We start from the raw sequence: 26,226 nt of genomic DNA, 5'->3' as shown, positions 1-26,226 counted from the left end.
TGTGTATAGAGCAACTTATCGCTTTCCCGCCATGCTATGGTCCCGCATCAGCTTTCGCCTATCGGTTAGGCGGGTCGTTTCCACTGTTATCTGAGTGGGTAGTGCCTGATTCTACTTCTTACTACGCCCTATCTGGGCGCGCACCTTTGGTATTCGCTATCAACGTATTTACCAGCTTCAAAATATCTTTCTCGCTGCGGATATACACAAAGGGGTTGTAGTGCATAGATTTTTTGAAGTTAATCGTATTCAGTACCTTAATGCGGTAGCCCGCCCGTTGCAGCAGCTTCCCGCACTCAATCAAAACCGTACCTTTCGGGTCGGTTAAGACGTAAGAGGAATGAAGCTGCATTAGATTAGGTTTGACAAAAAATCTTGTTTTTCCGCTGCCGCTGCCGCCGATCACGACGACGTTCTTATTTCTCGCGTACTTCGGCTGCTTCGGGCGGCTGTTCATGGTAAGCCGTTCCGTCTGCGTCAAAATGATGTTGTTTTGGAAATCCGGGTCTATGTAGGGCTTTATATCTTCGGCGTTTCCCCATCGGGCAGAGCCGTACTCCGCGCCCTTGCGGTATTTCTTCGCGTTTTTCCCTTTGACATAGACTATCAAGCGGATAATCACCGCACCGACAATGCCGACAAGCAAATCCAACGGGTAAACGCTCGGCAAGGCGTTTTCAAAGGCTGCGGAAAATCCTTGTGTGATATTCAGTATCTTTGCAGAAATATCCGCGCCGGGGGCAAGCCGCACCGCCTGTCCGACTTTATCAAAGAGATAGACAAAGAACACATAGGGGATATTCGGAAGTATCAGCTTTTTGTAGTTGATCTGCTTCATATCTCGCGCCCCCTGTCCATTTTCTTTACCTTGTCGCGGGCGGCGTTAAGCTGCTTCGCCTTGTCCTTTGCAGCGGCAAGGGCTTTGCGGATAGAGGGCTTTTTCTCCCGGTTCAGCTTCTTTGCGGAAAACTCTTGAAACGCTGCGGTCATAACGTCCGCGTCCCGGCCTTTGAAAAACACAAGGTAACGGGTCTGCTCGCCCTTAACCTTTTTTAGCGAAAAATCTATGTTGTATTTCTTCGCCGTACTCTCAAAGGCTTTAATATTGCTGTCGGTGATCTCGATGTTGGAAACACCCGCGTTCTGCTTCATAAGCTGCCGCATGGTCTGTTTCCCATGCGCGGGTTTGCTTTTCTGCTCCAAAAACTTTTGGATTGCTTTCTGTAACGCCTGTTCGGTAAGCCGCGCCGCGCCTTTTCCCACTTTGACGTATAGGGCAATCGTTTTTTGGGTTACTTCCTCCTGCAAGGTATCAACTCCTTTCCCGGTAAAGTGCGGCTATGCTCATTCGCCGCCGTATAAGTCGTGATTGACAAGGGCGGTATAGTAGCTGTCAATGGTACTCGGCGCGTTGAACAGCACCGCTTTTAGATACTGCTTGATGTTGCGCACTTTGGTTGTGTTCTCCCTCATGCAATCCAAAACAAACTCAATATGGCTGCTGTTCAGCTTCAAAAACTTGGATTTCACCAATTCGGCGGGGTAGTCGTCCCCGGCAATACGGATTGTCTTTCGGGCTGTGCAGACGGTTTCCAGCATAAGGTCAACAATCTCGTCCAAACGGTCTTTGTCAATTTTGCAGTTTTGAATGAGATGGTCGTATTCGATATTGTCCTTGATAATCTCCCTGTAAATCTCTACTGCGCTATTGCTTTTCGCTTCCGTTCTTTTCCTTTCCGGCGGCGTAGCCGCTTCGCCATGCGCAAAGGGCAAGGGGTTTAGGGAATGGAAAGGAATGGAATCGGTACTTGATAAATCAGTAATTGATTGTTCTTTACTTAATATATCTTTATTTAATTGCGTTGGATTTTCCAACGTAGGTTTTTCCTGCGTAGGTTTTTCCAACGTTGGATTATCCAATGTTGGATTTTCCAATGTAGGTAAATCCAATATAGGCGGCTGTCCGCCGCTGGTAGCTGCTTCCGGCTCTCGCGGCTGCGGCTGCTCGTATATGACGTAATCTGCGCCCCGCAAGCGTCCCTTTTCGTCGCGCTCCCGGCTGCGCACGATATATCCGGCTTTTTCGAGTTCCTTTACCGCTTCGCGGATTGCGTCGATCTTCTCCCGGTTGATATGGGATAAGCCCGCAAGGGTATAATCCCAATCTTCGGGCAGCGAAAGCATTTGCGACAACAAGCCCTTTGCCTTTAAGGACAATTCCTTGTTTCGCAAGTGGTGGTTGCTCATAACGGTATATCCCGTATTTCGCTCCACTCTGAAAACTGCCATATTTCCTCACTTCCTCTCTTGGTATGCGTGGACAATTAGAAAGCCGTTTTCGGCTGTTTTGGTATTGCAATATGCCCTTTGCCGTTTTCGCGTCTGCAAAGCCGCATGGCACAAGGGCTTTTGCCCGTCTATTTGTCCATGCTGGCGTGCGTTTTCCGCGTCCTTTTGCCGGGGCAATAGGGACACTCTTTGAAAACGCAAAACTCATATTTCCACCCGGGGCGGTAGAAACGGCAAGTGCCGCAATCTTCATCATCTCCGGCACAACCGGATTGATAGCGGTCAAATCCCGGCTTCTGCTGCATGAGCAATTCAAACGCCCGCTGCTTGCCCTTTGTGAAATACATTCCGGCTGCACCTCCTTTCCTGCGGGCATAAAAAAACGGCGTTACTTTCTCCCCCAAAGGGGTTAAGGTAACGCCGTTTGTGTGCGTATTCAGTTTTTAACACATTCCCTGTCTATCCGCTGTCCGCAAAACCATTGATTTTATTAGCTTTTTGCCGCTATCGCTATCACACCTCATTATTCAACCGCCCCGGCTTTCAGAAAATGCTTGCCGATATTGAGAGCGATTGTGTGAGCATGGTCGTGGTAAAGGATATGTCACGCTTCGGGCGCAATTATCTGGAAGTCGGCCTCTATACCGAAATCCGCTTTCCTGAAATGGGCGTGCGCTTTGTGGCCGTCAACGACGGCGTGGACAGCGAGAACCAGCAGGACAACGACTTCACGCCGTTTCGCAACATCATCAACGAATGGTACGCCAAGGACACCAGCAAGAAAATCCGCGCTGTATTCCGCAACAAGGGCTTGTCCGGGCAGCGGCTATCCACGAACGCCCCCTACGGCTATATCCGCGGAGAGGACGGCGACCTGATCATCGACGAGGAGACTTCCCCGGTGGTGGAACTGATTTTTGAGCTTTGCGTGGAGGGCAACGGCCCCGGCAAAATCGCCCGTATGCTGAAAGAGCGGGAGATACCCACGCCGGGAACGATCACATTCCGGCGCACGGGCCGGACCCGCAACTACCACCCGGACAATCCCTGCGGCTGGACCTCCGATACCGTGGCCGGTATTTTGGATCAGGACGCCTACTTAGGGCAGACGACCAATTTTAAGACCACGAAACTGTCTTTCAAGAGCAAGAAGAAAATAGACAATCCCCCGGAAAAATGGGCGGTGTTCGAGAACACCCATAAGGCCATTATCCAGCGGGACACATGGGAGCTTGTGCGAAAGATACGGGAACAGCGCCGCCGCCCCACCAAGATGGGCGAAATGGGTATGTTCTCCGGGCTGGCGTTCTGCGCCGATTGCGGCGCGAGGCTCTACCATTGCCGGAGCGGTTCGTGGACGTATGAACAGGAGTGTTACACCTGTTCCAGCTACCGCACCCGGAAAGGGTGCAGCGCACACTATATCCGTGCGGTGGTGCTGGAACAGCTTGTGCTTCAAAATCTGCAACGGGTCGTTGCCTACGCCCAGGACGACGAGGACGAGTTTGTGCGCGGCGTCATGGAAAAGAAGCTGGCGGTGCAGGCAGCGGAGCGGGAACAGGCCAAGCGGCTTTTGGAAAAACAGGCCCGCCGCATGGACGAACTGGACACAATCATTCAAAGGCTCTATGAGGACAATGTAATCGGCAAGCTGACAGATGAACGCTTCGCCAAAATGTCCGCCAGCTATGAACGGGAGCAGGAGGGCTTGAAAGCCTCTATTGCCGAGCTGGCCGCCATGGTGCAGGACAGCGAGGCACAAGCCGTCAACGTCCAGAGCTTTTTGAAAGTCGTGCGGAAGTACACCCAGCCCGACAAGCTGACGGCGGCCATGCTTCGGGAATTTGTGGAGAAAATCGTTGTTCATGCCCCCGACAAATCCAGCGGCCACCGCGTCCAGCGTATCGACGTACATTACAATTTCATCGGGGAAATCGACTTGTCGCCCGAATACGCGCAAAAAACAACCGCATGACACTTTCGTATCATGCGGTTGCACCCCGACTTTGAATACTTCTTTATCGGGGTCGCCCTTGACGTGCCCTTTTATTTTGCGCGCTTTACATTTCAAGCACAGCGACGGCAAATTTTTTCATAAATAAAATCCCTGCCCCTATTAACGATGCGCCGATCCCGCAATACAAAACGCCGATTACGATTGCCGGCAAAAGATGTGCGCTCCGCAGTAATAGACCGCCAGTCATCATAAAAATCATCATTAAATAACTTTTTCGGTCAAAGAATTGGTAAAAGGGGACTTTCCGATCTTCCATATCCATGATGCGGGCATTATGTTTTTGCACGAGCCGATAAAAAACCAGGCTCATGAAGATTAAAAAAACGGCGATTGCCCCGAATAGATACAGGGCATTGGATTGCCAATACTGTACAAACTCCGGCGCACCGATACGCAGGATATTCCCACCCGCAATCATCCAGACAAACCCAGCGATAAAGAGCAGGTACTTTGGCTTTATGCAAGGGATAAACTTTTTCATTATGCTTTTTTATGCCTCCTTAAACTGCCTTTTTCCTGATTTCCAGCAGCAGAAGGATGATACTGACGCCTATTAAAATATGGCCAATGCCAGCAACCCCGGAAAGGGAAGCGTCCGCGCCGGTACTCAACACGGTCCCCCATACCTGCGTTAAACCCCTCATGAGGAAACCGAGGCCGGTAATATTTAAGCCGCACTGGTAAACAATCAAAATTTTACCCGTATTCTTTCCCGAAAAGGAAAGGGATTTTTCAGCAAGCATAAGTACAAGGAAGAAGAACATGCCCAATAAAAAATAATGTGTGTGCATGACGGACAGAACCGTTTTACCTGTAAAATTATTGAACTTTGTAAATTCCCTATAAAACACCCCGAATACCATGGCAATGGCAGCATAGGCCAAAGCCATATTTGCATAACGCTTCATCATTGTATTTTCCTCCTTTTATGCTGTTTTCACGCATTTATGCGATGTTTTGTAAAGCTTCCAACCCATCAGGATCATCCAAACATAGGCAAGCGTTTTCGGGATCATCAATATACCGACAGCGGGGAGCATCCCGCTAAACAGAACGACAGGCAGATAAAATCCAAACGACAGCGCTACCGCGTGGGGCATAAAACGGAATACCTTGTCATCGGCCTTTTTCGCTTCCTGCGCAAAAATAACAATCACAATAATCCCCATAATGGCAAAGGGGGCATTGCGCAAAACCCCGTACACAAGCGGCTGACGGTATGCGAGCCACTGGTTTTGCGGAAGCAGGCAAAGCGCGATCCGAATAAAAGATAACCCCCACATAGTTCCCGTAAGGCCTTTCCGGCCTTTTACCTGATAGCGCTCGCGCCAAATGTAATAAAGTATCAGATAGAATACCGTCATGGTAATGGACGTAATAAATTTTCCAATTCCCAGTGCCGCCGCATGGGCTTCCAACCCTGTTGTCCAAAGCGCATAAGCGCGGGGGATCAAATGGAAGGAATCCCCCGCGCCAAGTAAAACGGCCATGAATCCGGCCTTGCGCACCAAAGGGCTTTTCCCTCTCATTAGCATAGTAAGCCCTGCAATGATTGCAAAGCCGAGATATAAGACGTCAAAAACGGTTTCTGCGATTGCCTGTGGCATAAATTTCTCCCCTTTGCGTTTAATAAATGATTTTTTTAATGATTTCGACAAAAAAATAAAGGTCTGCCATGGGCGCTTTCGATTTCAACAACATTAGCATGTTCCCCATAATAAAGCGTGCAAATTGTCCTTTGCTAAATTGCCCGTTCCAGATATCCTCGCGTACTTTTGCATCCTGTTCCATACGCTTTATTAAGGATGCTTCCAGCGCGGACTGCATGGAGGCCATGCGCGTTTGCCCCACCGGCTCCAAGCCGCCAAGGCTGCTCATCAGTTTTCCTGCGGACTGGTCAATCCGCTCTTTAAGAAAAACATATATTTTGATCAATTGCTCACAAAATGAATCGGCGGTAATTACGGTTTCCATTTCAAGCAATATCTGCTTCCAATATTCTTCTGTCAGTGCAAGTAATATTTCTTCTTTGTTTGAGAAGTAGTTATATATGGTTCCAGCCGCCACACCGGCTCTCTGGGCGATCGCCCGGATATTGAGGGCGTCTATCCCTTCCGCGTCAACAATGCTGCGGGCAAGTTCCAGCAGCGTTTCGCGCAGGGTATCGTCTTTCCTTCGCATGGTATCCCTCTCCCCTTATACACTATATATGAACGTGTTCATCTATAGTGTACGGAATACATGCCGCTTTGTCAATACTAAAATGAACATGTTCATAATAAATATTTTATTATGGGCGCTTCAAGCGGGCAGCCGGAAGTGAAACAACAGATAAGCAACAGATCCGTGCCGCACCAAACTTATTGGCGTTTTAGCCTTAGATAGATGGCAGATGCATGCGGCATTTCACTGCCTAAGAAAAGGGGGGCTATCAGCTTTGTGCCGATAGCCCCTCTTGTTTTGCCACATTCCGCTTGCCGCCTGCCCAATCAGGCTATTCCTCAATACTTCCTTATTGGGCGCCAGCTTTAGGGGCACCCTTTTTCCTTTTCCACAAACCATGTCCCGTCCTTCCGCCGCCAGACCGCCTTCGTCCTGCCGCCGACCCGGACTGCATACCGTAGCGCATCGTCCCGTGCGGGGTCGCGCCGGCTGCCGTATACGCGTTCGACGGGAAACTCCCTTCCATCCGGTAAAAGGATCACATGGGGGAGCAGCAGGCCGTCGACGGTATGGGTCTTGACCTGTACATCTATGGCCGGCGCCGGCTGCGGCCTTGCAGGGTGGGAGGCTTTGCCGCCCGAGACATTGCCGCTCATCGGGTCTATCTTTTTCCGCATATACATCACCGGGATAGTATATGCAGAACCCACTGGTCTAAGTTTGACTTTACTTTCATATTAATAAAAAAAGGGAGCCAAAGGAGGGGACAACGTGCCGGCATTATCGATACAAAATTTTGTCCAAGCGGACTGGGATGCCGTAAGTACAGATATTCATACTATGTTTACGAACGAATATTCGCATTTGCTGCCTACCCATGTGGGGCAGGGGCAGAACGGCAATATAATTTTTGGGGTAGCATACTTTACAGGCGTGCTTCCTGGCGGCACGAGCCGTTTAGATACCGCGCTCGCGCGATCCGGCTCTGCTTTGGCGGCGAATATAGACGTTGAACTGCATGGGCATTTTACACTTGTGCGTGATCCACAACTAAACGATGCGTATCATATGAAACGCGAAGTCAGCGTCATCCATTTTAAGTGCATGCTTAATAATAATGTGAATAATTTCCGGTTCCTGGGAGCGTTCACACGGCAGCAGATGCCGGCAAACGTGTATAATCATATTGACCATGAGATTAATCGTACACGCTGGAACCCTAGACGGCATTAACAGGCACAAGATATCTATGCAGAAAGCCCCTCCGGCCAAGATAGCTTGAGGGGCTTAAAAGCATTGGATGATAAAAAATGCGGAATTTATAATCCTACATTTGAAGCCGGGCAACCCTTTTGGCGCAGGCCGCATCCAATACAATTTGCGGGGGCAACCCGGATCGGATGTTTTTTCAACGCCCCTGCTTCCCATCTTCCCAGCATAACGGATCGTCCATGATATAATATTGGTTCCGTCCCTGGGATTTCGTCTTGTACGCAATCGCCCCGGTAGGGCAGCCGCCGATACACGCCATGCAGTGCGTGCAATTCCCCTGCCATACGGGCTTGCCATCCGTTATTTTAATATTGCCCAGCGGGCAACGGTAAGCGCATTTTCCGCAGGAAACACAGCGGTTTGAAACGGTAAAACCCTTATCATGCACGAAAAACGCATAGAACAGCGGATTCGCCGGGCCGCTCTCCAGCCTGCCGGCAAGGGATGGGGGCGGCGCGGCCAATTGCTTGCCAGCCTGGATTTGTCCTGCAAGGGCGGCAATTTCCGGGAGCGCACGCGCCATAACCGTCTGGCATTCTGCCGCATCCGGTGTCGGGAAAAGCGCCAGATAATTTTCCGGCATGACCACCGGGGCGAGCCCGCAAAACCGCAGCCCCTTTTTTACACATAACTTTTTGGCGTAATGTGCGGCGTTTCCGCAATTACCGCCGCAGGTCAGTATAAAGTAGGCGTCTTGGGCGCCCTCAAATTGGGTATCCATAATCCACCGCTCCACAACCTTGGGAAGGCGCCAGCAATAGGTTGGCGCCACAAAAACCAGCGGGCGTTCCGACCGGATGGTGGCCTGCTTGCCCTCCTTCATGTAACGGTTGATCGAAACCACCTCGCCGTCTCCGATCAGCCCCGCCAGCCGGACCGCCGCAAACTGGCTATTGCCCGTACCGCTAAAATATAAGACCATGGTATCCTCCCCTTGACAAAATAGAAACCATACAATATGATACACATTGTATCACAATGGGCGGCGCTGTCAAGAAGCCAGCCTGAGACAAATCGAGGTGGATTGTATCATGGATCAGAGGAAAGCAGCGAATGAAAGGGTCAAAGACCGCTTGTTCTCCGCATTGGTTGCGTTTGCAGGGCAAAAGGACTGGTCAAAGCTGACCGTCACGGAGTTGATCCAAAAATCTGGCGTTGCCCGGGCGTCCTTTTATCGCAACTTCAAGTCTGTGGAGGGGCTGGTCGATTATGGCATCCAGCGTATGGCCCTGCGTTACCACGAGGGGAATGCAGGCCGGGACGGGGATTTTCACAGCCGGGAGGCGATACGGTACAAGTTCCAATTCTACAAAGAAAACGCTGCAACCGTGTTGGCATTCCATCGCGCCAAGATGGCGGTTACGCTGCTGGACGTGATCACGGACTGCGAAATAGACGCTTACGGCGATATGCCGGCGAGTTCCATATCGAAATACGAGCTTTACTATTTTTCGGGGGCATTTTATAACATGATGCTTTGCTGGCTGGAAAGCGGCACAAAAGAAACGCCGGAGGCCATGGCGGACGAGTTCTTGCGGATCGCACGCAGCGCCTGGTAACCTTGCAAGGCCATATACCGGCCATAGCCCTTAGCCGCCCGCTTGCGTTGCGCAAGCGGGCGGCTTTTATGGCCTTTTGTTCATAGTTTGTCTTTATTTCACGCCTTGGCAGTTCACATGTTTGTGTTATACTAAAAAAATCAAGCCATAGTATCTTTCGATAGCTGCCCAAAACTGCTACGGCGGGCGGCGTTAATGGGAAAGGAAGTAATTTCATTGAAAGTATATATAAAAAGCGGCTGTAACGGCTGTGGCAGATGCGCGTCGGCCTGCCCGGAGGTTTTTGCCCTGGACAAGTCGGGGTTAGGCTATGTGCACGGCCCGCTGATTGAGGAAACAGAGGACGCGGTGCAATTGGCGATCCAGCGGTGCGGGGCGCAAGTCATCGGCATCGAAAAAGCGCCCGGTGGCGTACCGGATATTGTATGGCCGCGATCGGGTTGACACAGGCGGCCGGCAAGGGAAAGGCGGCCTACAGAGCCGCCGTGTAAAGGAGCGGAAATTGGGAAATCGTTTGGGTAAGGGTATGCTAAATAATTTGGACACGCTGTATTTAAATATCAGTGAAGTACCTGCCGGGTGGCAAAAAGAAGCGCTCATCCTGCTGAAGCACGGGGTGATCAAAGGGGATGGCAAAAACCAAATCGCCATCAAGCGGCGGGACTTGCTGACGGCGATCCTCACCCGGCGGATCGAGAAAATCCAGAATGGGCGCAAGCCATAATGGAAGTGGGCTGCCTTTGCGGGTAAGGCATTGGCGCCCCCTGGCAGCGTCCGACGGCTGCTTTTCCCCTGTGCGCGCTGCCGTATGGGACGCAGGGCGGGGGATCGGGCGGTACATTTATACGTTAATATGGAGAAAACCCCTTTTGCGGCGTCTGTGCGGCAAAAGGGGTTTTTTATGCGGGAACCGGGGAAGCGCCCGGCAACCGGGGCGCGTGGGGGCGGCGGCGCCACCTTCTTTAAGAATATAGCATGTCCGTTAGCCATTCCAAGACATTGGCCCTGTCGCCCGCGGACAAATAATACCGGGCAAGGTCGGGATTGTCCGTAATGATGCCGTCCACCCCGGACGCCAGATATTTCCGGATCGCGTTATCAGAATTGATCGTCCAAACATAGATTTCCTTCCCGTACGCATGGGCATTTTCGATGATGCTTGCATCTAAAAAGCTGCTTTCGACGCTAAAGCCATCTACAAAGCCCAGGTCGTATAAATCGGAGATCAGGAACGTTGTGATATAAACGGTTTTTATACGGGGATCCAAAGCCTTGGCCGCTTCTAAAACATCCAAACGCATGGAGGCAATCATACATTGCCCTTCCATTTGGGCGTTTTGTATTTCCGCCACGGTTTGTGCAACGATGTCCCGCTCATGCCCGGTGATTTTTATTTCGATCATAAGCTGGATTTTGTTTTTTGCCCTTGCCAGCATATCATGGAGTGTCGGGATATGCTCGCCGGCAAACCGCGCGGAAAAGGCGGAACCGGCGTCTAATTTCCGCACGGTAGCATAATCCGTATCCCAGACCTTTTGGCTATATCCTGTTGTCCGCTGGAAATCCGAGTCGTGCATAATGATAAGCACCCCATCCCGTGTCTGCTGGATATCAATCTCCGCCATATCGGCATCGGCGGCAATCGAGTGGGACAAGGCGGCCAGCGTATTTTCCGGCGCAAAAGTTGCGCCCGCCCTGTGGGCGACGATGGCGGTATCCTGGTTGGCCGGGTATGTGAATTTGGCGCCAACTTCTGTCTCGCTATAAAATGCTAATAAGAGCAGCGAGGCCATGAACAATCCAAACCGGTACAAAAACGCTTTTTTAGACTTTGGATGTGGGGCAGGTGCGGGCTGATCTTCCCGGTACGAATGATATAGCGTGATTGCGGTGGCACACACCGATAACGACATCAGGATGTTAAAAACATTGATTGCCATGGCCACCCATTTGATATAATACAGCTGGAAAAGGGTGGCGGAGTCCTTGCTCAGCAACCATATAGCCAAGATGATCACGGCGAATATCCCTAAGATGAGGAGCACAAAAAGGGCAATATTCACAAACAGCGCCAGAGCCGTCTTGAGGATCTTCCCTTTTAACAGGCGTACGCTCTCCTGAAACGATTGCACGTAATGATTACGTGCAAAAATCACGTTGGGGATGCTGAACAGGCTGAAAAGCAGGAAGATATTGATACATAAGGTTAAAAGTATGAATAGGATAAACAGCGGATGGGAGCTTTTGATATAATCGATAATAAATTCGGGTATATTGAGCCGGGCAGCCAAACCGTATGCCAAAGGGATGTTGGAAAGCCCGATGACGGGGAGCAATACCAGGGTAAAGGGCAGGTTGCGCAGCGTGAATACATTGAGGGACGCTTTGAAGGATTTTTTGCATAGGGCAGGCAGCGAAATATAACCCCGATCCCATCCCGCTTCGCAGTAAACCATCAATGTGATAATTTCCAGGTACAGATAGAATGCTATGATAAGGCAGGCCCCGACGGCCATGGCAATGGTGAGCGGGTTGCGAAATACCAACTGGATGTTTTCCTGGCTGATATAAGGGACGTCCAAAACCCGGAGGACGCCCATCTGGACATAGTAGGCGAGCTCCGTAAATAGGATGAATCCAACCGATTTATATAATATTTCAAATAATAAAAGGGTAGGCCAATTTTTAAAGCTCGCCCGGAGGCTTGTACGTATAAAGCCTTTCATCAGTGCTCCCTCCTTGTTTACAGGCTAAACCTTATTATGGGTTGTACCGCGGGCAATTATAAGGATGTTTTGTTTGCGGGGGATTATTGCGCGCTGCCTGGGATACTTCCCGCGCCGGTTCCCATGATCCCGCAGCGGGTATCTATAATAGCGCCCCGCCTGAAAAATTTATGGTACCATCGTATCATATCCAGAGGGGAGATGCAATGAACCGCTGCCGCCGGCAAAGGGAAAAAGCGCCCGGGATGCCATCCACGGGCGGCCGTGCGCCGGGAAACGGCTGGAGGGGGGTAAAAAAGCCGCCCTGGTTAAGGGGCGGCAATCGGTCAGCGCAAAGCTTTAAGCAAGGCAAACATGGACGGCGCGCATCTTGCGGCTGCCCTTCGGATCGGCCTCGCAATCAAAAGTGACCCGCTGCCCCTCGTCGAGGGACTTGTAGCCTGCGCCCTGGATGGCGGAGAAATGGACAAACAGGTCTTCGCTGCCGTCGTCATTCTTAATAAATCCAAAGCCCTTGTCCGCGTTAAACCATTTTACAGTACCGTTATTCATAAACCAGTACCTCCTAAAAGATGTTATCCGAAATCGTGCAAATAAAAAACCACCGGCGATAAGTCAAAAATGAAAATTGACTTACATCCAGGCGTGGCCGTTACAAGGCACAGGGCAGGCGGCTGCGGGGGATGCCGGAGGGGTTCGCCTACCAAATTTGCTGCAAGGGTTACATTTGTCTGGCGCATAGGATAATGCAGGCATAAGTGCAAAGGCCGCAACGGGCAAGGGCGTACAGTGGCTTATTTTTTTAACGAGAATAACAGCTTGACGGATAAAAACTTGTTTAAATCGCTGCTTACCATGCGGCCCCAATATTCTTTTTCGGTGAGTGTATCATCAGATAGGCATACGATATAAGATTGGACGGTGTCAAATTCGTTCAGCTTTTTAAACTTTAACGTTTGCGGTTCGTGTGTGCCGTTTGCCGTCCCCACGCGGTTATCATCCATAACCCCGAAGTAGTATTCCCGGTTATAATACAAATCTATGACGTTGATAATCGGGCTGTCCTCTCGATTGGTGTTACAGGTTACGATGCGGACACTGGATTCCATACCGCTGTCAGCCGCTGCAATAAAGTTTTTGAGGGCTTCCCGGTTGACAATGAGATCCTTATAAGTGGCGGGATCCCTTGCAAGCACAACATATCCATTGGAAACCGCATCGGCGTAACATACGCTGAAAGGGATGTTGGAAATGCGTTTTTGGATGGCATCGTAATTTATTTCGCCAGATAACGCATTTTGGCAGTCCCGTACAGACAGCAAAGTATACCCGGTTTCCCGTTCTTTATAGAACTGGTATGCGAGGGTAACGCCCAGCACGATTGTGAGCAGCAATGCCGCTATAACCAACGGATGTATATGATTTTTCTTTTTTAAGTGCAATGTGTGACGTCCCTTTCATGGTTGTAGTATGGCGGAATATCCAAGGGGATGACGGTAGCGCCGGGGACATGACGTTTTTCGCAGGGTTTTCCGTCCCACAGCGCGGGTGCTTCCAGTGCTTACCCTGAACATGCAAAGAGTACATGGGCAGAATAATATTCATAAAGATCGCTGCTGCTAAGTATGCGCATTAAGTCATCAAACGTAGAAAAGGTTTGATCTGCAAGGACATAATACCACAAGCTGCCGGAATACACAGCGCTTAAATCCGAAAATTCAAACTTGTTGTATACAGGTAAGCCAGAACCTTCTTGGATATACTTACATACTCCAAAAAACTTGCTGCCGTCATAATATAAATCAGTGGTTGTGGGATGAAGGGACGTGTCGGCAATAATGCGTATATACGCTTCTTGATGGTCGCCCGTGCGTGCAACAAAATCCGCAAGTATCTCGGGACCTACTTCTATGCTATATTCGACTTGATATTTTTCTACTTTATGGCGCACAATGATTGTTTTTTGATTCTGCAAATCTGCGACTTGGTATGGCGTAGCGTCTAATCGCCTGGCAATTTTATCATAATTTATGGAACCGGAAGCGGTTTTATAATCTGCTGGATCATCGGTGAAGGGATGTGCTGCATAGTAGGCGGTTGCTAGCAGGATCAGGACGGTAATGATTGTTAAAATAAAAATTGCGTTCCGTTTTATTTTGGCTTTATAGCGCATCATGCACCCCTCCTCTTTGGATATGGAGCCATCGCTACTTTGTTAAAATATAACATATTAAAGCGCGCCGATCAAACATAATCCGTAAAGAAGTACATGAAAAGGCATTTATAATTTTGTGGCCAAGCTAGGCTCCCAACAAAAGAGCAGGAAGCTTTGCGCGATCATTTGCCTGCCATGCCGCCCCCATATGCGGGGATGATATGGCGGTTTCCCGCATGGGCGTACCGGGCTGCCAGGAATATCAAGGCCGGCAGGCGAAAGCCCCTCCGGCTAGTGGCGGCCGGAGAGTCTGGCTTTATTTGTGGATCGTACTGGAAACCCTCCCCATTTCATGGTATTATGGCCATATAGGGGCGGGGAGGCCAGGAAAAGATGGAATTATTGCAGTGCTACGTGGGATGGGGCATGTCGGAGGAACCGGATGGGTGGTGGATGCGATGAAACGGCAAGCGAAACGGAAGATACTTTTTATACTAGCCATTGTAGTTGTGCCGCTGTTGATAACGGTTACCTATCAGCAGACGCGATATATCGACAGCCCATATGGACTGCATTATCTTGGAGAACGGGTCCCCAAAGATATCCTGCATAAAATGACAACCAAAGCATTGGTAGAAACCGCATTAAATGCACCAGATGCGTTCAATATATGGCTGTCAAATGACCTTCAAACAGGTTTTGAATCTTCTTTAAGTGACTCCACCTTACTTCAGGAGCTATTTGCACGGGCAGATGCGAGTACGGCCATCATGGAAGTTTATTTCAATACGGAAGTTGTGCTGAATGCGCAGCGTTTTATTGCTCAAAACGTTGATCAGGTAACGTATTTGGAGGTTATGCTCACGCAAGAAAGCATTCGTAATAAGCTGACTGATCAAGACAGGGAACGGCTCGACCATAAAATTAGTGAAAATTATTCCATACGCGCCTCGCATCCAGAGGTATTCTCAAGGGGATTTTGCGCATATGCCGTTCAGCAGTATATAGCCCGAAAGGGTGTGGATGTAAAATACCCCTATGAAATGCCTGAGAGCGCAATTATTGAAATATGATTAACAGCCTAAGTTTTTAAAAGGCCGCCCCATTGGGGGCGGCCTTTTTATTCCCCAATCCCTTGGGGGAAAGCTGACGTTTCAGCCCATGTTATCGCATGGCCTTGCCTTCCGGCGGCCAGCAAAAGATTTTTGTTTGGCAGGTATCCGCCTGGAATAAGCGGCAGGGGTGCTGCCCGCAGCAAATATCAGCTTTTCAGGTACTTCACACCCTTGCAGCCCAGGATAATCTGGCTCACTTCCATGCTCCCGCATCCTTTGGGATACAGCATCAGCAGTTCCACCCGGTAGCACAGATCGTCCGTGGGGCTTGCTTCGATCTGTTCCACTTCAATATTTTTGCTCAGCAGCTTATCCTGCAAAGGCTTCAGCACAGAGCTGTCCTCCAGTACCATCACCATTTTGTTATAGTTGTGCGCTTTCTTTAAGACCGTTTGCCGATGCAGGAGGAACTGCACACAGACGATTAAAATGGTTGCGGTGATACCGATAAAGTACATGCCGCTGCCCACGGCCATGCCGACCCCCGCGGTTGCCCAGAGCCCCGCGGCGGTGGTGAGCCCGCTGACAGAGCGGTTGTCCCTGAAAATAATACCGACCCCTAAGAAGCCAACGCCGCTGACGATTTGGGCGGCGATACGCGAGGGGTCAAGGACATAGTTTTGCAGCTTCAGGACGTCCACAAAGCCGTATTTTGAAACGATCATAATCAAGGCCGCGCCCATGGCGACAATCGCGTGGGTGCGCACGCCCGCTTCCTTGTTCCGGTTTTCCCGCTCATAGCCAATGATCACGCCGCAAGCGGTGGCGATGACCACGCGTAACAGCATTTCCACGTATTTTATAAAAATGGCCTCCATAGGCGCCTCCTTTGGCACAGTATCGCATATAAGGATTATATGGTATCACGATTGGGGCCCAAAAGCAACGTAGGCGATTGGCGGTGGGGACATCTTTTAAATAATGTATTTTGCGGTTGCGCCGCGAAACCGCCGCCCCTTGGAGGTACAGGGGCGGCCGGCCTGCACCCCGATAGTTTTGTCCGCCCCGGATAAAATGCATACAATATAGACAACCCCGGCAGGTTGTGGTACAATGCAGTTGTCAACATGTTACAATCCGGCATGCAAAATTACATCCTGCGCGCGTCCTGTACCGGGGCGAGGGGAGCGCGGGGCACAAGGGGGACAAAAAGATGAAACGCAAAATCGCATGGCTGCTCAGCATCCTGATGGCCTGTACGTTTATGCCCGTCCGGGCGGCCGCGGCAAGCGGCGTCGTCACGGATTCGCCGGTGATCGGCGACGGCGCGGCCAAGCTGGTCTACATCACGATGGACGGCAACCGCACGGCGGACGTCGCGCTGGCGAACGGCAGCGTCCACAGCGCGGCCGCATCCGACGCGCTGGTCAACCGCGTGACGTGGGACGGCAATTCGTCCGTGGTCGCGGCGGTAAACGGCGGCTTTTTTAACGCCTATTACAACAGCGGCGCGGCGCAGTCCTTCCCGGACAACTGCCCGCGGATCTATTCGACCATCGTGAAGGACGGCGTGCTGGTCAACGGCGTCGGCGAAACCAATATGCTGGGCGTGACGTGGGACGGCAAGCCGTATATCGACCGCGTCAAGTACCAGGCCACCGTGCAGGTGAACGGCACGGTAAACGTCGGCATGTGGGCGGTCAACAACCATTATACGGACGCAAAGTGCATTTCGCTGTTCACGCCGGAATTCACCCTGCCGGTCAGCGCGCCGCAGGGCAGCAAGGTGCTTACCATCAAGGACGGCAAGGTCGCCGCGGTGTCCGAGGCGGGCAGCTACAAGGTCGCGGCGGGCACGAACCTCATGGTGTATAATGCCCAGGCCGTGGCCGACGCGCAAAAGTGGAACCAGTTCCCGGCGGTCGGCGATACGGCGGTGGTCTCCACCTCCGCGACGGCGTGCAAGCGGGCAGCCGACCTGCCCCAGTGGAACAATATGAAGACGGTCATCGCGGGCGGCCGCATGCTGGTGCAGAACACCTATAACGTCGTGCAGGATACCAGCTATAACGCCGAGTTCGACAGCGACCCCAAGCAGGCCGCGGGCTATTCCTCCGCGCGCGCGTTCGCCGCGGTGATGGGCGACGGGCGGCTCGTGCTGGGTACGGCGAACGCCTCCATGGCGCAGATCGCCGCTTACCTCAAGTCCGCGGGCGCGGTCAACGCGGTCAGCCTGGACGGCGGCGCGTCCACGATGCTGTATGTAAACGGTTCCGGCTACCTGACGGCCGCGGGGCGGCCGCTTGCGAGCGCCTTTGTCGTCGTGGATGAAAAGGTGCGCGAGACGCGCCCGGCGGCGCAGCAGGCCGCGGCAAACCCGTCCTCCACCACCGGGGTGGACGCGAATACGCCCTCTGCCTGGGCGGCGGACGCGGTCGCGCGCTCCAAGGCGCTCGGCCTGGTGCCGGACTGGATGCAGTACAATTACCGCAGCAACCTGACCCGCCGCGAGTTCTGCGTGCTCATCAAGGAGCTGCTGGAAAAGAAGGGCGGCAAGAGCATCGACGCGCTGCGCCTGGAGAAAAATGTGCAGCTCGCGCCCGCTTTCTCGGATACGGACGACTGGTATGTGCAGGAATGCGCCTCTTTCGGCATTGTGACCGGCTATAACGGCGCGTTCAAGCCGAACGACAGCCTGACCCGCCAGGAGGCCGCCGCGATTTTGCAGCGCGCGGCGCAGGTGCTCGGCGCAACGGCGCAGGGCGGCGGGAAAAGCTTTGCGGACGCGGCGCAGATCGAGCCGTGGGCGAGGGACGCGGTCGCGTTCGTCACCGCGAACGGGATCATGAACGGCGAGGGCGATACGTTTAACCCGCTCGGCACCTATACGCGCGAGCAGGCCTATATCACGATGGTAAACGCCTACGACCACCTGTAAAACCGGATCAGGACGACCCAAAGGGGGGCGCCGTGCAAGCGGCGCCCCCCTTTTTGCAGGCCCGGCGTTCGCCTCCGGCGGTTTCCATGCGACAGGTTATGCTTTACCCGCCCGCCCGCGTTGTGGTATAATGGCCGCGTAGCGGCCATTATACCTTTGATTTAAAAATTATACCACAATGCATGATATGCGATGGTTTTTGTAGGGTTCTACCTGCCATTGTGGTATAATGGGATTTGCAGGAGAATTTTGCTTATGGGTGTTTTCAAAAAGGCGCTGCGCGCGCTGGCCGACGCCGCGCTCGCGCTCTATCTGCTTTTCAATATCTATGCCGAACACAGCGGGCGGTTCATCGTGCCGGTCGGCCACAAGCTGGCGTTTGCCGCCGGGTTTATCGCGCTGTGGACGCTGGCCGTGTTCGCATTCGCGCCGCCGGGGCAGGACGCGGAGGCGCGCCGCCGCAGGATGCGGCGCTACCTGCTCGGCCTGTTCCTGTACTACGTCTGGATCCTGTGCAACATGCTGTTTTTTGACGCGGCGTTCGGCCGCGCGCCGCGCCCCATGCGGCAGGATTTCCGCTTTTACGCGGTGGATATCAACCTGGAACCGTTCAAGACCGTGCGCAATTACCTGCGCGCGCTCGAGCATGGCCGCATCCGCGGCAGCATCGTGGCGATCAACCTGCTCGGTAACCTCGCCGCGTTCGCGCCGATGGGCTTTTTCCTGCCCGCGCTGTGCCGCCCGATGCGCAACGTCTTCCTGTTTACCCTCGGCGTGGCCGCCATGGTGTGCTGCGTGGAGGTCACGCAGATCGTGACCATGACCGGGAGCTGCGATATCGACGACCTGATTTTGAATACCATGGGCGCGCTGTCCGTCTGGCTGATCGTGCAGCTGCCCTTTATCCGGCGGCACGCCTACCGCGCGGTGCCGCCCCGTCCCAAGAAAGGAAAAGGATTATGAAAAAAACCGTTCTTATCGTAGGCCTCGGCCTGATCGGCGGCTCGATGGCGAAGGCCATCCGCGCGAATACCGATTACCGCATTTTAGGCCATGATATTTCGGAAAAGGTGCTGTCGGACGCGCGTTTCCTCGGCGATATCGACGATATCGCGGACGAGGCCGGGCTGGCGCAGGCCGATATCGTGCTGGTGGCGCTGTACCCGGTGCCGACGGTCGAATACATCCTCAAGAACATCGGCAGCTTCAAGAAGGGCTGCGTCATCGTCGACCTGTGCGGTGTCAAGCAGTACGTCTGCGACCGTGTGGCGGCCGAGGCGCGCGCGCACGGCGTGCAGTTTGTCGGCGGGCACCCGATGTCCGGCCGCGAGTTTTCCGGGTACGAGTACGCCAAGGACGACCTGTTCGCGGGCGCGTCCATGATCCTCGTCCCGAACGCGGGCTCGTCCGAGGACGCGGTGTGCGAAATGGAACAGTTCTTCACCAGGCTGGGCTTCGGGCGCGTGGTGCGCACCACGGCGGAGCAGCACGACCGCATGATCGCCTTCACCTCGCAGCTCGCGCACGTCGTATCGAGCGCCTACATCAAAAGCCCGGAGGCGCTGCTGCACAGCGGCTACTCCGCGGGCAGTTACAAGGATTTGACGCGCGTGGCGCGCCTCAACGAGCAGATGTGGACGGAACTGTTCCTGCGCAACGCCGGGCCGCTGGTGCGCGAGATCGACGAGATCGTGTCGCACCTCAAGGAATACCGCGACGCGATCGCGGAAGGCCGGGAGGACGACCTGCGCCGCCTTCTGAAGGAAGGCCGCGAGCGCAAGGAGCGCGTGGGCTGACGGGGGCGCGGCATGATTGATATCCAGGCGGTCGAGCCGGCCGCGCGGCGCGCCTACCTGCCGCTGCTGCTCGACGCGGATCCTTCGGAAGAGATGGTCGCGCGCTACCTTGCGCGCGGCGAGATGTACGCGGTCGTTGTGGACGGCGCGCCGGTGTGCGAGGCGGTCGTCCTCCCGCTGCCCGGCGGCAGGTGCGAGCTGAAGAACCTGGCGTGCGCGCCGGGCTGCCGCGGGCAGGGCTATGCGTCGCTGCTGCTGGAATACCTGTTTTTGGCCTTTGCCGGCCGGTTTACGGAGATGCTGGTGGGCACTTCGGAAAAGGGCATGGGCTTTTACGCGCGGCTGGGCTTTGCCTATTCGCACACGGTGCCCGGCTTTTTTACGGACAATTACCCGGCGCCGCTGTATGAGGACGGCGTGCAGTGCGTCGATATGCACTACCTGCGCCGCGCGCTGTAGCGGCAATGAAACCGCAAGCCCCCGCATGCGAAAAAGCATGCGGGGGCTTTTTTTGGCGCGGGATTTCCTGGCCTGCCCGGCGTGTTTATCGGGTATGACAGCAAGCGGATGTAAATAAGGGGAGGGGGTCGCCCGCCGCATGGCGGGCGACCCCCTCCCGTCCGGTTTTGCGGATATTCCCCCCGCGGCGCGCATAGGATGGTAGCAATCGAAAAAAGGAGGAATGTTTCATGCCGACGACACAGCTCTCCGGCGGGGACGGCTATTTGCAGGTGCGTGTCAACACCGCGACGGGGGCGCTGCCGATAGCCGGCGCCTCTGTAATCATTTACGAACGCGCGGAGGACGGCAGCACAGGCGAAATGCTGTATAACGCCGTGACGGACGAAAGCGGCCTGACGGCCAAATTCGCCCTGCCCGCGCCGCCCGCGTCGCTCTCCGACCAGCCGGGCGCGCCATACCCCTACCGGGAATACCAGGTGCGGGTGCAAAAGCCGCGGTTTTACCCCGTGCGGTTCGAGGGCGTGCCGATTTTTGAAAAGATCAGCACGGAGCAGCCGGTCGCGCTCACCCCGGTCCCGGACGGCGTGACGAACCCGGAGCCGCAGGTTTTCCCGCCCTATTCCAGCACGCTGTAAAGGAGGCGCACTATGCCAGACGCAAGGACCCCGGTCATCCCGGACTTTATCACCGTGCACCTCGGCGTGCCGGACGACCGTTCGGCGCCCAATGTTACGGTCAGCTTCCCCGACTACATCAAAAACGTCGCCTCGAGCGAGATTTACCCGACCTGGCCGGAAAACGCCATCCGCGCGAACATCTATGCGCAGATATCCTATGCCCTCAACCGCGTCTATACCGAGTGGTACCGCAGCCGCGGCTATAATTTCGATATCACCAACTCCACGCGCTACGACCAGTCCTTTATGCAGGGGCGCGAAATCTTCGAGAACATTGGGCAGATCGTCGACGAGCTGTTCCGCGACTACCTCGTGCGCCCGGGCAGCGTCGAGCCGCTGTTCGCGCAGTATTGCAACGGCACGACGGTCACCTGCGAGGGGCTGAGCCAGTGGGGCACCGTGCCCCTCGCGGAGCAGGGCATGACGCCCTATGAAATCCTGACGCATTTCTACGGCCCCGACCTCAATATCGTGCGGGACGCGCCGGTCGCGGAGCCCATCCCGTCCTATCCCGGCTCGCCGCTGCGCCGCGGCATGAGCGGCAACGCGGTGCGCGACATACAGGTGCGCCTGAACCGCATCTCGAACAATTACCCCGCCATCCCGAAGATCTACCCGGTCAACGGCTTCTTCGACCTGACCACGGAAAACGCCGTCAAGGAGTTCCAGCGCCTGTTCAACCTGACGCAGGACGGCGTGGTCGGCAGCGCGACCTGGTACCGCATCGCCTATATCTTCACTTCGGTGAAGCGCCTGGCCGAGCTGGATTCCGAGGGGCTGTCGCTCGCGGACGTTTCCAAGCAGTTCCCCGCCGTGCTGCGCGAGGGCGATACGGCGATCGGCGTGCGGGTGGTGCAGTATTTCCTGTCCGTCGTGTCGCAGTATGTCGACACCGTGCCCGCNCTCACCCCGGTCCCGGACGGCGTGACGAACCCGGAGCCGCAGGTTTTCCCGCCCTATTCCAGCACGCTGTAAAGGAGGCGCACTATGCCAGACGCAAGGACCCCGGTCATCCCGGACTTTATCACCGTGCACCTCGGCGTGCCGGACGACCGTTCGGCGCCCAATGTTACGGTCAGCTTCCCCGACTACATCAAAAACGTCGCCTCGAGCGAGATTTACCCGACCTGGCCGGAAAACGCCATCCGCGCGAACATCTATGCGCAGATATCCTATGCCCTCAACCGCGTCTATACCGAGTGGTACCGCAGCCGCGGCTATAATTTCGATATCACCAACTCCACGCGCTACGACCAGTCCTTTATGCAGGGGCGCGAAATCTTCGAGAACATTGGGCAGATCGTCGACGAGCTGTTCCGCGACTACCTCGTGCGCCCGGGCAGCGTCGAGCCGCTGTTCGCGCAGTATTGCAACGGCACGACGGTCACCTGCGAGGGGCTGAGCCAGTGGGGCACCGTGCCCCTCGCGGAGCAGGGCATGACGCCCTATGAAATCCTGACGCATTTCTACGGCCCCGACCTCAATATCGTGCGGGACGCGCCGGTCGCGGAGCCCATCCCGTCCTATCCCGGCTCGCCGCTGCGCCGCGGCATGAGCGGCAACGCGGTGCGCGACATACAGGTGCGCCTGAACCGCATCTCGAACAATTACCCCGCCATCCCGAAGATCTACCCGGTCAACGGCTTCTTCGACCTGACCACGGAAAACGCCGTCAAGGAGTTCCAGCGCCTGTTCAACCTGACGCAGGACGGCGTGGTCGGCAGCGCGACCTGGTACCGCATCGCCTATATCTTCACTTCGGTGAAGCGCCTGGCCGAGCTGGATTCCGAGGGGCTGTCGCTCGCGGACGTTTCCAAGCAGTTCCCCGCCGTGCTGCGCGAGGGCGATACGGCGATCGGCGTGCGGGTGGTGCAGTATTTCCTGTCCGTCGTGTCGCAGTATGTCGACACCGTGCCCGCGGTGCCGATCACCGGCGTGTTCGGCCCGGAGACGACGGCCTCGGTGCGCGCCTTCCAGCAGCTCGCCGGGCTGCCGGTGGACGGCGTGGTCGGGCCGCAGACCTGGAACCTGCTGTACCAGGCCTACAGCGGAATCCTGGAGGCCGTGCCCAACGCGCTGACGCAGGGCGGCGTGCCGCTCTTCCCGGGCACCGTGCTCGCGCGCGGCTCCACGGGCGACGACGTGACGCTCATGCAGGAGTACCTGAACTTCATCGCCGGTTCCTACCCGGAGATCAACAATTTCCCGGTCACGGGCTATTTCGGCGACCAGACCAGCCAGGCCGTGCTGGCTTTCCAGCAGCTTTTCGGGCTGGAGCCGGACGGCGTGATCGGCGCGGTGACCTGGGACGCGATCGCCTCGGTGTATTCCGACCTCAAAAAGGGGTTCCAGGTGCAGCCGGGGCAGTACCCGGGCTATGAACTGGGGGAGGGGGTGTAAGCATGGCATATACCGAGGCGCAACGGCGCGCGCATGTGTACGACCTGCAAAACGCGCTCTATCAGATCAGCCTGTTTGACGACACCGTGCCGCGCGTCAACCGGGACGGCATCTTCGGGCCGGAGACCACGCAGAGCGTCATGGAATTGCAGCGGCGGCACGGTCTGCCGGCCACCGGGCGGGTCGACCACCAGACCTGGGACGTGATTTTTGCGCATTACCTGCATGAGATGCAGCACCGCAGCGCGCCGATCGGCATCACGCCGTATATCTCCGGCCCCCTCAGCATCGAGCCGGGGGAGGCCGGGGCTGGCATCGGCATGGTGCAGGTCATGCTGTGGGCGCTCAGCAGGCAATTCCATAATATCAAGGCCGTGCCGCTCACGCTGCGCTACGACGAGGAGACCGTCGCCCAGGTGCGCAACATCCAGCGCCTGAGCGGCTTCCCGCCCGACGGTATCCTGGACAGCAAGACCTGGAACGCGCTCACCATCCTGTATAACGTCGTCGACGGCAGGTAGCGCTTTTTTTGACAGCGCGCCGCCCCTGTNCGCGCCGGGCACGCCGCCCGCGGAACCGCCGGGACAGGACCCGCGGGACGCGGCGGTGCAGGCCGTAATGGACGGGCTGACGGAGGGGCAGAAGGTCGGCCAGCTCTTTTTTGCCCGCTGCCCGGACGGGGACGAGGCGGCGCAGGCCGCCCAGTACCAGCCGGGCGGGTATATCCTGTTTGCGCGTGATTTTGCAGGCCGCACGCCCGATACGCTGCGCGCGATGCTGGACGGGTGCAACCGGCAGTCCGCCGTGCCCATGCTGTTCGGCGTGGACGAGGAGGGCGGCACGGTGTGCCGGGTCAGCCGGTTTGCGCAGTACCGCGCGGCGGGGAAGTTCCCGTCCCCGCAGGCGCTGTTCAAGGCGGGCGGCATGGAGGCCGTCGGGCGGGACGCGGCGGAAAAGGCCGCGCTGCTGCGCGGGCTGGGGCTGAACGTCAACCTCGCGCCGGTGTGCGACGTGTCCACCGACCCGGACGATTATATGTACGCGCGCGCCTTCGGGAAAGACGCGGGGCAGACCGCGGCGTATGCCTCGGCCGTCGTGCGGGAAACCCAGGCGGGCGGCGTGGGCTGCGTGCTCAAGCACTTCCCCGGGTACGGGAATAACGCCGACACCCATACCGGCGTGGCGGTCGACAACCGGCCGCTAAGCACCTTTGAGGAAAGCGATTTCCTGCCCTTTTCGGCGGGCATCGAGGCCGGGGCGGGCTGCGTGCTGGTCTCGCACAATATCGTGCCGTGCATGGACGGCACGCGCCCCGCGTCGCTGTCGCCCGCCGTGCACGCGGTGCTGCGGGACGGGCTGGGCTTCGGCGGCGTGATCCTGACCGACGACCTCGCGATGGACGCGGTGCGGCAGTATACGGGCGGTGCTTCCGCCGCGGTGCTCGCCCTGCAGGCGGGGAACGATATGCTGATCTCGAGCGACCTGCCCGCGCAGTACGCCGCCGTGCTGGCCGCCCTGCAGGACGGGACGCTGGACAGCGGCGTGGTCGACCGGGCGTGCGCGCGCGTGCTGGGCTGGAAATACGACCTGGGGCTGCTGTAAATGCAAAAGGGATGCCGGGAAGGCATCCCTTTTTCCGTGCGCGCAAAATAAAAAGCGCGCCCTTGACAGGGCGCGCTTTGAGAGGGCTTTATCTACGGAAGCAATCGCTGCAATAGACAGGGCGGTCTCCACGGGGTTCGAACGGTACTTTGCAGGGCTTACCACAGGAGGAGCAGACAGCGTCGAACATCTGGCGCTCGCCACGGCTGCCACGGCCGGAATTCGCCTTGCGGGCGTCACGGCAGGGCTTGCAGCGCTGCGGCTCGTTCTCGAAGCCCTTTTCAGCGAAAAACTCCTGCTCGCTGGCGGTGAAGATGAATTCCTGTCCGCAATCCTTGCAGACGATTGTTTTGTCTTGGAACATGAGATACCTCTTTAAAATTAGTTCGTCTTGTATGACGATAGTTCATTATACGTCCGGCAGCCCCGGATGTCAAGGGAAAGGGGCGCGAAAGGCAAAAANGCAGGGCGCAAAGCGCCGCGTCCGACGGGTCGTACAGCGCGCCGGACAGCATCTTTTCACGTTCGGTCACAGGTATGCGGCCCCCTTTACAGATGGAACCTGCGGTGCAGCTCCTGCAGCATGGCGCGGCCGCCGAAAACGCACAGCGCCAGCAGCGACAGCGCGCTGCACCCGACCGATAGGAAGGATGGCAGCGGCACCGTGACCAGCCCGGTCAGCAGGAAGGCGACCGGGATCAGGCCGAAGGAGAACACCAGGCAGAAATAGACGAGGTAGGCGTTCGACGGCATGCGCAGCAGGCGCGCGAGCAGCGGCGTGAGCAGCATGGTCGCCAGGAAAATGCAGGGCACGACGAAATTGACCGACCAGCCGTGCCAGTGCGTGCAGATATCCCACACCACGGCGAGCGCGCTGAGCAGCACGGCCTGCCAGGTGATGTTTTTGAGCAGCGAGCGGCGCTTGCGGATCGCCACGCCCAGGCTGAGCCACAGGCAGGCGATGCCGGCCACCACAAAGAGCGACCATGCGCCGGTGTGCGGCAGCATCCAGTTCACCAGCACGCAGATGACTGCGGCGGCGACCGAAACAAACACGAGCAGCCGCAGGAACAGCGTCCGCGCGCGCGGCGCGGGGTGCAGCGGCGGGAAGGGCG

General features: G+C 55.7%; 31 protein-coding genes and 1 pseudogene. 15 read left to right on the top strand and 17 right to left on the bottom strand.

Translation table 11 applies throughout. The features are described 5' to 3' along the window. Positions 1 to 142: 142 nt before the first annotated feature. The 4 genes and pseudogenes from CZ203_RS03875 to CZ203_RS14975 form a co-directional block, all read right to left on the bottom strand. A pseudogene (locus CZ203_RS03875) lies at positions 143 to 838 on the bottom strand (type IV secretory system conjugative DNA transfer family protein); the annotation flags it as partial. Beyond that, on the bottom strand, positions 835 to 1,308 hold the full coding sequence (locus tag CZ203_RS03870) for a PcfB family protein (protein WP_002604484.1): 474 nt from the start codon (positions 1,306 to 1,308) through the stop codon (positions 835 to 837). The pseudogene CZ203_RS03875 and the gene CZ203_RS03870, both read right to left, overlap by 4 nt. 36 nt (positions 1,309 to 1,344) lie before the next feature. Then, a complete protein-coding gene (locus CZ203_RS03865) occupies positions 1,345 to 2,289 on the bottom strand; it encodes a DUF6017 domain-containing protein (RefSeq protein WP_002604485.1) in 945 nt (314 codons plus the stop codon). A gap of 128 nt (positions 2,290 to 2,417) precedes the next feature. Continuing rightward, a complete protein-coding gene (locus tag CZ203_RS14975; protein WP_002604486.1) occupies positions 2,418 to 2,636 on the bottom strand; it encodes a hypothetical protein in 219 nt (72 codons plus the stop codon). A gap of 77 nt (positions 2,637 to 2,713) precedes the next feature. Between CZ203_RS14975 and CZ203_RS03855 the strand changes: the two genes are divergently transcribed. Then, entirely contained in the window at positions 2,714 to 4,264 is a 1,551-nt protein-coding gene (locus CZ203_RS03855) for a recombinase family protein (protein WP_328588146.1), read from the top strand. A gap of 85 nt (positions 4,265 to 4,349) precedes the next feature. Here the strand turns inward: CZ203_RS03855 and CZ203_RS03850 are convergent, their stop codons facing one another. From CZ203_RS03850 to CZ203_RS03830, 5 genes are all read right to left on the bottom strand, one after another. Continuing rightward, entirely contained in the window at positions 4,350 to 4,787 is a 438-nt protein-coding gene (locus tag CZ203_RS03850; RefSeq protein ID WP_087064864.1) for a hypothetical protein, read from the bottom strand. A 19-nt stretch (positions 4,788 to 4,806) separates the two neighbouring features. Beyond that, entirely contained in the window at positions 4,807 to 5,217 is a 411-nt protein-coding gene (locus CZ203_RS03845; protein ID WP_087064863.1) for a DUF2871 domain-containing protein, read from the bottom strand. Positions 5,218 to 5,232: 15 nt separating this feature from the next. Continuing rightward, positions 5,233 to 5,913 (bottom strand): hypothetical protein, encoded by a 681-nt coding sequence (locus CZ203_RS03840; RefSeq protein WP_087064862.1) that lies wholly within the window; start codon positions 5,911 to 5,913, stop codon positions 5,233 to 5,235. A gap of 19 nt (positions 5,914 to 5,932) precedes the next feature. Then, entirely contained in the window at positions 5,933 to 6,487 is a 555-nt protein-coding gene (locus tag CZ203_RS03835; RefSeq protein ID WP_087064861.1) for a TetR/AcrR family transcriptional regulator, read from the bottom strand. Between the two features lie 347 nt (positions 6,488 to 6,834). Then, entirely contained in the window at positions 6,835 to 7,146 is a 312-nt protein-coding gene (locus tag CZ203_RS03830; protein ID WP_143436114.1) for a hypothetical protein, read from the bottom strand. 94 nt (positions 7,147 to 7,240) lie between these two features. Here CZ203_RS03830 and CZ203_RS03825 point away from each other — a divergent pair, with 94 nt between their 5' ends. Beyond that, positions 7,241 to 7,702 (top strand): hypothetical protein, encoded by a 462-nt coding sequence (locus CZ203_RS03825; protein ID WP_087064859.1) that lies wholly within the window; start codon positions 7,241 to 7,243, stop codon positions 7,700 to 7,702. Positions 7,703 to 7,877: 175 nt separating this feature from the next. On the opposite strand, the gene CZ203_RS03820 is transcribed toward CZ203_RS03825, so the two are convergent. Further along, positions 7,878 to 8,663: an EFR1 family ferrodoxin gene (locus tag CZ203_RS03820; protein WP_087064858.1), complete on the bottom strand. Its 786-nt coding sequence runs from the start codon at positions 8,661 to 8,663 to the stop codon at positions 7,878 to 7,880. A 109-nt stretch (positions 8,664 to 8,772) separates the two neighbouring features. Here CZ203_RS03820 and CZ203_RS03815 point away from each other — a divergent pair, with 109 nt between their 5' ends. The 3 genes from CZ203_RS03815 to CZ203_RS03805 all read left to right on the top strand — a co-directional run bounded on the left by CZ203_RS03815 (position 8,773) and on the right by CZ203_RS03805 (position 10,024). Further along, positions 8,773 to 9,300 (top strand): TetR/AcrR family transcriptional regulator, encoded by a 528-nt coding sequence (locus tag CZ203_RS03815; RefSeq protein ID WP_087064857.1) that lies wholly within the window; start codon positions 8,773 to 8,775, stop codon positions 9,298 to 9,300. Positions 9,301 to 9,516: 216 nt separating this feature from the next. Beyond that, entirely contained in the window at positions 9,517 to 9,744 is a 228-nt protein-coding gene (locus tag CZ203_RS03810; protein ID WP_143436112.1) for a ferredoxin, read from the top strand. A gap of 58 nt (positions 9,745 to 9,802) precedes the next feature. Next, on the top strand, positions 9,803 to 10,024 hold the full coding sequence (locus tag CZ203_RS03805; RefSeq protein ID WP_143436110.1) for a hypothetical protein: 222 nt from the start codon (positions 9,803 to 9,805) through the stop codon (positions 10,022 to 10,024). Between the two features lie 238 nt (positions 10,025 to 10,262). Here CZ203_RS03805 and CZ203_RS03800 read toward each other — a convergent pair whose 3' ends face one another. The 4 genes from CZ203_RS03800 to CZ203_RS03785 all read right to left on the bottom strand — a co-directional run bounded on the left by CZ203_RS03800 (position 10,263) and on the right by CZ203_RS03785 (position 14,202). Then, positions 10,263 to 12,026: a glycerophosphodiester phosphodiesterase family protein gene (locus tag CZ203_RS03800; RefSeq protein ID WP_087064854.1), complete on the bottom strand. Its 1,764-nt coding sequence runs from the start codon at positions 12,024 to 12,026 to the stop codon at positions 10,263 to 10,265. Between the two features lie 339 nt (positions 12,027 to 12,365). Continuing rightward, positions 12,366 to 12,578: a cold-shock protein gene (locus CZ203_RS03795; RefSeq protein ID WP_087064853.1), complete on the bottom strand. Its 213-nt coding sequence runs from the start codon at positions 12,576 to 12,578 to the stop codon at positions 12,366 to 12,368. 242 nt (positions 12,579 to 12,820) lie between these two features. After that, complete coding sequence (locus CZ203_RS03790) at positions 12,821 to 13,468, bottom strand: hypothetical protein (RefSeq protein WP_143436109.1); 648 nt, start codon at positions 13,466 to 13,468, stop codon at positions 12,821 to 12,823. A 119-nt stretch (positions 13,469 to 13,587) separates the two neighbouring features. Beyond that, entirely contained in the window at positions 13,588 to 14,202 is a 615-nt protein-coding gene (locus CZ203_RS03785; RefSeq protein ID WP_143436107.1) for a hypothetical protein, read from the bottom strand. Positions 14,203 to 14,402: 200 nt separating this feature from the next. Here CZ203_RS03785 and CZ203_RS03780 point away from each other — a divergent pair, with 200 nt between their 5' ends. After that, a complete protein-coding gene (locus CZ203_RS03780; RefSeq protein ID WP_143436106.1) occupies positions 14,403 to 15,254 on the top strand; it encodes a hypothetical protein in 852 nt (283 codons plus the stop codon). A gap of 188 nt (positions 15,255 to 15,442) precedes the next feature. Here CZ203_RS03780 and CZ203_RS03775 read toward each other — a convergent pair whose 3' ends face one another. Beyond that, a complete protein-coding gene (locus CZ203_RS03775; protein WP_087064849.1) occupies positions 15,443 to 16,114 on the bottom strand; it encodes an MgtC/SapB family protein in 672 nt (223 codons plus the stop codon). Positions 16,115 to 16,449: 335 nt separating this feature from the next. On the opposite strand from CZ203_RS03775, the gene CZ203_RS03770 reads away from it, so the two are divergent. The 9 genes from CZ203_RS03770 (at position 16,450) to CZ203_RS03730 (ending at position 25,111) form a co-directional block, all read left to right on the top strand. Then, positions 16,450 to 18,174 (top strand): phosphodiester glycosidase family protein, encoded by a 1,725-nt coding sequence (locus CZ203_RS03770; RefSeq protein ID WP_087064848.1) that lies wholly within the window; start codon positions 16,450 to 16,452, stop codon positions 18,172 to 18,174. A 255-nt stretch (positions 18,175 to 18,429) separates the two neighbouring features. Next, positions 18,430 to 19,137: a VanZ family protein gene (locus CZ203_RS03765; protein ID WP_159456351.1), complete on the top strand. Its 708-nt coding sequence runs from the start codon at positions 18,430 to 18,432 to the stop codon at positions 19,135 to 19,137. Then, positions 19,134 to 19,970 (top strand): prephenate dehydrogenase, encoded by an 837-nt coding sequence (locus CZ203_RS03760; protein ID WP_087064846.1) that lies wholly within the window; start codon positions 19,134 to 19,136, stop codon positions 19,968 to 19,970. The genes CZ203_RS03765 and CZ203_RS03760 overlap by 4 nt, the downstream gene beginning before the upstream one ends. Positions 19,971 to 19,982: 12 nt before the next feature. Further along, positions 19,983 to 20,429: a GNAT family N-acetyltransferase gene (locus CZ203_RS03755; RefSeq protein ID WP_087064845.1), complete on the top strand. Its 447-nt coding sequence runs from the start codon at positions 19,983 to 19,985 to the stop codon at positions 20,427 to 20,429. Between the two features lie 230 nt (positions 20,430 to 20,659). Then, on the top strand, positions 20,660 to 21,067 hold the full coding sequence (locus CZ203_RS03750) for a carboxypeptidase-like regulatory domain-containing protein (protein ID WP_087064844.1): 408 nt from the start codon (positions 20,660 to 20,662) through the stop codon (positions 21,065 to 21,067). A gap of 12 nt (positions 21,068 to 21,079) precedes the next feature. Continuing rightward, positions 21,080 to 22,084 carry a peptidoglycan-binding protein gene (locus tag CZ203_RS03745; RefSeq protein ID WP_087064843.1) on the top strand — a complete coding sequence of 335 codons (1,005 nt, stop codon included), beginning with the start codon at positions 21,080 to 21,082 and terminating at the stop codon, positions 22,082 to 22,084. Between the two features lie 12 nt (positions 22,085 to 22,096). Further along, positions 22,097 to 23,509, top strand: coding sequence for a peptidoglycan-binding protein (locus CZ203_RS03740; protein WP_087064842.1), 1,413 nt, complete (start codon positions 22,097 to 22,099; stop codon positions 23,507 to 23,509). Positions 23,510 to 23,511: 2 nt separating this feature from the next. Then, positions 23,512 to 24,030, top strand: a complete 519-nt coding sequence (locus tag CZ203_RS03735) for a peptidoglycan-binding domain-containing protein (RefSeq protein WP_087064841.1) — start codon at positions 23,512 to 23,514, stop codon at positions 24,028 to 24,030. Positions 24,031 to 24,127: 97 nt separating this feature from the next. Then, positions 24,128 to 25,111 (top strand): glycoside hydrolase family 3 N-terminal domain-containing protein, encoded by a 984-nt coding sequence (locus CZ203_RS03730; protein WP_087064840.1) that lies wholly within the window; start codon positions 24,128 to 24,130, stop codon positions 25,109 to 25,111. Between the two features lie 88 nt (positions 25,112 to 25,199). Here CZ203_RS03730 and CZ203_RS03725 read toward each other — a convergent pair whose 3' ends face one another. Then, entirely contained in the window at positions 25,200 to 25,475 is a 276-nt protein-coding gene (locus CZ203_RS03725; RefSeq protein WP_087064839.1) for a zinc-ribbon domain containing protein, read from the bottom strand. Between the two features lie 185 nt (positions 25,476 to 25,660). Then, on the bottom strand, positions 25,661 to 26,226 hold a 566-nt coding region (locus CZ203_RS14515; protein ID WP_087064838.1), incomplete at its 5' end, for a DUF6320 domain-containing protein.

The organism is Intestinibacillus massiliensis (assembly GCF_900155735.1).
Taxonomy (GTDB): Bacteria; Bacillota; Clostridia; order Oscillospirales; family Butyricicoccaceae; genus Intestinibacillus; species Intestinibacillus massiliensis.
The sequence above is the reverse complement of the archived record's forward strand: the minus strand, read 5'-3'. Positions and strand labels throughout refer to the sequence as shown.

Coding starts and splice junctions, on each gene's coding strand:
- CZ203_RS03865 (WP_002604485.1), bottom strand. CDS start 2,289: ATGGCAGTTTTCAGAGTGGAGCGAAATACGGGATATACCGTTATGAGC.
- CZ203_RS14975 (WP_002604486.1), bottom strand. CDS start 2,636: ATGTATTTCACAAAGGGCAAGCAGCGGGCGTTTGAATTGCTCATGCAG.
- CZ203_RS03850 (WP_087064864.1), bottom strand. CDS start 4,787: ATGAAAAAGTTTATCCCTTGCATAAAGCCAAAGTACCTGCTCTTTATC.
- CZ203_RS03845 (WP_087064863.1), bottom strand. CDS start 5,217: ATGATGAAGCGTTATGCAAATATGGCTTTGGCCTATGCTGCCATTGCC.
- CZ203_RS03840 (WP_087064862.1), bottom strand. CDS start 5,913: ATGCCACAGGCAATCGCAGAAACCGTTTTTGACGTCTTATATCTCGGC.
- CZ203_RS03835 (WP_087064861.1), bottom strand. CDS start 6,487: ATGCGAAGGAAAGACGATACCCTGCGCGAAACGCTGCTGGAACTTGCC.
- CZ203_RS03830 (WP_143436114.1), bottom strand. CDS start 7,146: ATGCGGAAAAAGATAGACCCGATGAGCGGCAATGTCTCGGGCGGCAAA.
- CZ203_RS03820 (WP_087064858.1), bottom strand. CDS start 8,663: ATGGTCTTATATTTTAGCGGTACGGGCAATAGCCAGTTTGCGGCGGTC.
- CZ203_RS03815 (WP_087064857.1), top strand. CDS start 8,773: ATGGATCAGAGGAAAGCAGCGAATGAAAGGGTCAAAGACCGCTTGTTC.
- CZ203_RS03800 (WP_087064854.1), bottom strand. CDS start 12,026: ATGAAAGGCTTTATACGTACAAGCCTCCGGGCGAGCTTTAAAAATTGG.
- CZ203_RS03795 (WP_087064853.1), bottom strand. CDS start 12,578: ATGAATAACGGTACTGTAAAATGGTTTAACGCGGACAAGGGCTTTGGA.
- CZ203_RS03785 (WP_143436107.1), bottom strand. CDS start 14,202: ATGATGCGCTATAAAGCCAAAATAAAACGGAACGCAATTTTTATTTTA.
- CZ203_RS03780 (WP_143436106.1), top strand. CDS start 14,403: ATGGCGGTTTCCCGCATGGGCGTACCGGGCTGCCAGGAATATCAAGGC.
- CZ203_RS03775 (WP_087064849.1), bottom strand. CDS start 16,114: ATGGAGGCCATTTTTATAAAATACGTGGAAATGCTGTTACGCGTGGTC.
- CZ203_RS03770 (WP_087064848.1), top strand. CDS start 16,450: ATGAAACGCAAAATCGCATGGCTGCTCAGCATCCTGATGGCCTGTACG.
- CZ203_RS03765 (WP_159456351.1), top strand. CDS start 18,430: ATGGGTGTTTTCAAAAAGGCGCTGCGCGCGCTGGCCGACGCCGCGCTC.
- CZ203_RS03760 (WP_087064846.1), top strand. CDS start 19,134: ATGAAAAAAACCGTTCTTATCGTAGGCCTCGGCCTGATCGGCGGCTCG.
- CZ203_RS03755 (WP_087064845.1), top strand. CDS start 19,983: ATGATTGATATCCAGGCGGTCGAGCCGGCCGCGCGGCGCGCCTACCTG.
- CZ203_RS03750 (WP_087064844.1), top strand. CDS start 20,660: ATGCCGACGACACAGCTCTCCGGCGGGGACGGCTATTTGCAGGTGCGT.
- CZ203_RS03740 (WP_087064842.1), top strand. CDS start 22,097: ATGCCAGACGCAAGGACCCCGGTCATCCCGGACTTTATCACCGTGCAC.
- CZ203_RS03735 (WP_087064841.1), top strand. CDS start 23,512: ATGGCATATACCGAGGCGCAACGGCGCGCGCATGTGTACGACCTGCAA.
- CZ203_RS03730 (WP_087064840.1), top strand. CDS start 24,128: ATGGACGGGCTGACGGAGGGGCAGAAGGTCGGCCAGCTCTTTTTTGCC.
- CZ203_RS03725 (WP_087064839.1), bottom strand. CDS start 25,475: ATGTTCCAAGACAAAACAATCGTCTGCAAGGATTGCGGACAGGAATTC.